The organism is Sphingomonas sp. (assembly GCF_031361285.1).
GTDB lineage: Bacteria > Pseudomonadota > Alphaproteobacteria > Sphingomonadales > Sphingomonadaceae > Sphingomicrobium.
The window spans coordinates 1-3,066 of sequence record NZ_JANMCO010000104.1 but is presented as its reverse complement, the minus strand read 5'-3'; the positions used below and the strand labels follow the sequence as shown (position 1 = coordinate 3,066).

At 63.6% G+C, this 3,066-nt stretch carries 2 protein-coding genes and 1 pseudogene; all 3 read left to right on the top strand.

Going from position 1 to position 3,066, the window contains the following annotated elements; genetic code table 11:
• The first annotated feature begins 6 nt into the window (after positions 1-6).
• Entirely contained in the window at positions 7-1,128 is a 1,122-nt protein-coding gene (locus tag RMO25_RS09740) for a hypothetical protein (RefSeq protein ID WP_309662409.1), read from the top strand.
• Complete coding sequence (locus RMO25_RS09735) at positions 1,125-2,711, top strand: serine hydrolase (protein WP_309662408.1); 1,587 nt, start codon at positions 1,125-1,127, stop codon at positions 2,709-2,711. The genes RMO25_RS09740 and RMO25_RS09735 overlap by 4 nt, the downstream gene beginning before the upstream one ends.
• Positions 2,708-3,066: pseudogene (locus RMO25_RS09730) on the top strand (hypothetical protein); the annotation flags it as partial. The gene RMO25_RS09735 and the pseudogene RMO25_RS09730, both read left to right, overlap by 4 nt.

Sequence of the window (3,066 nt, the reverse complement as noted above, 5' to 3'; positions counted from 1 at the left end):
CGCCCAATGACGCCAGCAGACGGCGCGAACCCGACTCGTTTCCAGCGCTTCTGGCTGCCCGGTCTCGCCTTCAAGGCGGTGGTCATCGGCGGCGGCTATGCGACTGGGCGCGAGCTTGCCGAGTTCTTCCTGCCGAGCGGGCCGTGGGGAGGGCTTGCCGCCATCCTCGTCGCGACGCTTATTTTCAGCCTGGTGTGCAGCGTCACCTTTCTGTTCGCGCGGCACGTCCAGGCGTGGGACTACGTCACCTTCTTCAAGGCTCTGCTTGGCCCCGGCTGGATCCTGTTCGAGGGAGCCTATGTGCTGTTCATCGTGCTTATACTGGCCGTCTATGGCGCGGCCGCCGGGGCGATCGGCGCGGCTTTGCTCGGGCTTCCGGCATTTGTCGGCACGGCGATCCTGGCAGCTGCAATTGTCGCGGTGGTTACCTTCGGCAATGCCTCGGTCGAGCGGATGTTCGCATACGTTTCCTACCTTCTCTACGCCATCTACGCCTTGTTCATCGTGCTCGCTTTCACCCATTTCGGTGACCGTATCGCCGCTGGCTTCGCTCGCGGCGAGCCGATGCCCGGCTGGCTCGGCGGCGGCACGGTCTATGCCGGTTACAATCTTATCGGTGCGGTCGTCATTCTACCCGTGATTCGCCATCTTACCAGCAATCGTGACGCGATTGTCGCGGGCATGATTGCCGGCCCATTGGCGACACTTCCGGCGCTACTCTTCTTCATTGCGATGATCGGCTTCTTTCCCGAGATCGCCGGCGCCACCTTGCCGTCGGACTTCCTCCTTCAGCAGCTCGACATCCCTGTCTTCCACTTGCTGTTTCAGCTAATGATCTTTTCGGCCCTGCTCGAAAGCGGTGCGAGTTCCGTTCATGCGATCAATGAGCGAATTGCACGCTCATTTATCATTCGCCGCGGCGTGGTGCTCAGCAATGGCAACCGCCTGGCTATCGCCCTTGCGCTGCTGATCGGCTGCATGTTCGTCGCCGACCGCTTCGGACTCGTCGCGCTGATCGCCACCGGTTACCGGGCTCTGGCCTACATCCTCATCGCCGTTTACGTTGTCCCCGTGCTCACGCTCGGGCTGTGGCGGCTAGCTCGTTCCCGGCAGGAGCAAATCGCATGAAGCATGCCTTGGCCTTTGCGCTTATCGCCTTGGCTACGCCCGCTCTCGCCGTGCCGCCCGTAGGGTTCGAGCAGCGCGTCGAGCAACTGCGGATTGCATATGGCGCACCGGGCGTATCGATCGCCATCGTCGAAAACGACAAGCCAACGCTCGCCAAAGGTTGGGGCGTGCGCGAGATCGGCAAGCCCGAGCGCGTCGGTCCCGACACCATCTTCGGCACCGGATCGACCGGCAAGGCCTTCACCGTCGCCGCGCTTGCCATCCTGGTGGATGAGGGCAAGCTCAAATGGGACGACAAGGTCATCGACCACCTGCCCGATTTTCGCATGTGGGATCCGTGGGTCACGCGCGAGATGACGGTGCGCGACCTGCTAGTCCACCGCAGCGGCCTCGGGCTCGGCGCAGGTGATTTGCTGTTCGTCCCCAACAGCGATCTGTCGCGCCAGGAAACGGTCCGGCGGCTGCGCTTCATCAAGCCGGCGACTAGCTTCCGCAGCGCCTACGCCTATGACAACATCCTCTACATGGTCGCGGGCGAACTTGTCACGGCGGTAAGCGGCGAGCCCTGGGAGCGGTTCATGCACAGCCATGTGTTCGCCCCGCTGGGCATGAACCATGCGACCGATTCCAATGCGGAATTCCAGGCGGTCGCCGACCGCGCGCATCCGCATGGCCGCTTCGACGGGCCGATCGTCGGGCTCGGCCACCAGCAGGCATATGGCGCCGAAGCCACCTTGGCGGGCAACGCCGCGCCCGCCGGCGGGCTGGCGATCAGCGCTAACGACATGACCCGCTGGCTGCTTACGCAATTGGGCCACGGGCAAATCCCCGGCAGCAGCGCCCGCCTGTTCTCTGCCGAGCAGTCGACGCAGATGTGGAGTCCGGTCACGCTGCAGCCGATCGACGCGCGGCCACCCGAGTTTGCGGTGACGCAGCCCATGTTCGACGCTTACGCGCTCGGCTGGGACGTGCAGGATTATCGCGGCACGAAGATAATCTCTCACGGTGGCGCCGTATTTGGATCGCTCACGGAGGTCGTTCTGATCCCCGACAAAAACATCGGCTTTTCGATCGCGGTCAACAGCGAAGAAGGTGAGATCGTCCGCGGCCTGATGTATGAACTGCTGGACCATTATCTCGGCTTTCCCGCCGCAAACTGGCCGGAGAAGTATCACGCGTATAGGCTGGCACGTCTGGCTGAAGCCGCCAGGCTGGTCGGCGCGCAACAGGCCAAGCCAGCGCGGGTCGGGCCCTCCTTGCCGCTCGATCGCTACGTCGGCGACTATGCCGACCCCTGGTATGGTACGATAAAGGTACGCCGCGCCGGTAGCGCGTTGGCGATTCAGTTCCCCCATTCGCGTGGCATGGATAGCGTGCTGGCCCACCACCAATATGATACATTCCGGACCCAGCCGGCGCTGCGCTGGATCGAACCGGCCTATGTCACTTTCTCGATCGATGCCGACGGTAAGGTCGACCGCGTGCGAATGAAGCCGGTCTCACCCTTGGCCGACTTCAGTTTCGATTATCAGGACCTCGATTTCGCGCCGGTCGCGGCGGCCGGCCAGGGAGCAAAGCAATGATCAAATGGTTTGCGGCAGTCTCGGCGATCGCCCTCGTCGGCGGCTGCGTAATGGCGCCGCCTCCCGCGCAAGACGCGAATGTTACACCGACCGTCGCGACCGCACCGGCATACGACCTGCTGATCCGCGGCGGGACAATCTACGATGGCAGTGGCGGCCCGCCTTATGTCGGCGATGTCGGCATTCGCGGCGATCGCATCGTCTATACCGGCCCCGCCCAGGAGGCGAGCGCGCCGCGCGTCGTCGACGCGCGCGGGCTCGTCGTCGCACCCGGCTTCATCAATATGCTCAGTTGGGCCAATGAATCGCTGCTGGTCGACCCGCGCGGACAAAGCGACCTTCGCCAGGGTGTAAC

What these genes read in the sequence shown, in the direction of transcription:
- RMO25_RS09740 (WP_309662409.1), top strand. Translation starts at nt 7, where the DNA reads ATGACGCCAGCAGACGGCGCGAACCCGACTCGTTTCCAGCGCTTCTGG.
- RMO25_RS09735 (WP_309662408.1), top strand. Translation starts at nt 1,125, where the DNA reads ATGAAGCATGCCTTGGCCTTTGCGCTTATCGCCTTGGCTACGCCCGCT.